Below are 1557 nucleotides of genomic sequence, written 5' to 3'. Positions count from 1 at the left end.
AAATTAGAATTTTTAAGCATATTCTTAACTTTTAAACTTTCAACTACTATTGTTTGGTTTTCACGGATTAATTTAGTCGAAAGTTTATGTAAGAAGTCTTTTCTAATATTAGCTATTTTTTCGTGTACTCTAGCTAATTTATTCTTTACTTTATACCAATTATTTGAGCCTTCTTCTTTTTTAGCAAGTCTTTTATTTAATCTAGCAATCCTTTTTTCATATTTGGACAGAGTTCTAGGATTAGAAACTACTTCACCATTAGAAGTAATTAAAAAATTTTTTAAACCTAAATCTATACCAATAGCTTTATTTTTTTGAGGTAATTCTTTTATTTCTTCTTGAACACATATAGAAATATAGTATTTCTGAGCTTTTGATTTTCTAATAGTTACATTTTTAATTTTACCTGTAACTTCTCTAGATTTTCTAAATTTCACCCAACCAAGTTTGGGTAGCTTAATCTTATTATTTTTTATCTCAATGCTTTCAGTTCCATTAGAACGCTTGAAATATTGAGTTCTATAAGATTGTTTGTTATTCTTTTTAGACTTGAATTTAGGAAACCCAGCTAAACCTTTAAAGAAACGCTTAAATGCTTTATCTAAATCTTTTAGAGATTGTTGTAAAGAAATGCTATCAACTTCTCTTAACCAATTATATTTTTGCTTTAGTTTAGGTAATTGTGCAGCAAATTTAGAATATGATAAGTATTTATCGTCTTTAGATTGAGCTAGGAAGTGGTTAAACACAAACCGAACACAACCTATATTTTTATTAATTAATTCTTCTTGCTCTTTATTGGGTATAATTCTAAAACTATATGCTTTATCAACAATTTTAGTCTGCATAATTCCACCTCCTAATTAGATTTTTGATTTTGAATGTATCTCTTAATAGTATGAGAGCTTACATTTCCTATTGTGCTTACAAAGTAGCCTTTACTCCAAAGCGAACCACAACGAACATAGAATTTCTTTAGTTTTGGATATTCTTTAAATAGCTTTATTGCAGAAATGCTTTTTAAAGTTCTAACTATGTCAGTAGGTGCTGCTGTTGGTTTGGCTGATAGAAAAATGTGTATATGGTCTGGCATTACTTCTAATTCTAAAATTTCATATTGATATTTATTGCATACCTTAGCAAGAATATTTTTTAATGATTGTTCTATATCTCCTTTTATGACTTCAAATCTAAATTTAGGACACCATACAAGATGATATTGTACTAAGTATCTACAATGACTTAAACTTTTGTAATCGTTACTCATCGCTATCTAACTCATATTTTTCTTGTATAGCTCTACGCATTAGGTCTAAATAAGTCAATGTAGATTCTTCTTCAACAGAGTATATTCTTGCTAAATTTTCAAGTTCGTCTTTCCAATTCTCGGGAATAGAAATATTAATTTGAACATTTTTCATTAGTTACCCCTCCTTACATATATATCATATCATAGTAGATTATATATGTAAATAGAAAAAAGTAGTTTTATAGAAAATTGGGAGGATATTATATTTTTTAAGAAATATTTAATTGCATTAAAAGATATCGGCATTC

3 protein-coding genes are annotated in these 1557 nt (G+C 27.2%); all 3 read right to left on the bottom strand.

The window, feature by feature from the left end:
- Positions 1-848 (bottom strand): RNA-guided endonuclease TnpB family protein (locus DFR78_RS11835; protein WP_147267773.1); only part of this gene is annotated, 848 nt, incomplete at its 3' end.
- A gap of 11 nt (positions 849-859) precedes the next feature.
- Positions 860-1267, bottom strand: coding sequence for an IS200/IS605 family transposase (gene tnpA, locus DFR78_RS11830; RefSeq protein ID WP_114459026.1), 408 nt, complete (start codon positions 1265-1267; stop codon positions 860-862).
- Positions 1260-1421 (bottom strand): hypothetical protein, encoded by a 162-nt coding sequence (locus DFR78_RS12085; RefSeq protein ID WP_166635247.1) that lies wholly within the window; start codon positions 1419-1421, stop codon positions 1260-1262. Before DFR78_RS12085 ends, tnpA begins: the two co-directional genes overlap by 8 nt.
- Positions 1422-1557: the final 136 nt, after the last annotated feature.

This window comes from Halanaerobium sp. MA284_MarDTE_T2 (assembly GCF_003337245.1).
In the GTDB taxonomy this organism is placed as follows: domain Bacteria; phylum Bacillota; class Halanaerobiia; order Halanaerobiales; family Halanaerobiaceae; genus QPJE01.
The sequence above is the reverse complement of the archived record's forward strand: the minus strand, read 5'-3'. Positions and strand labels throughout refer to the sequence as shown.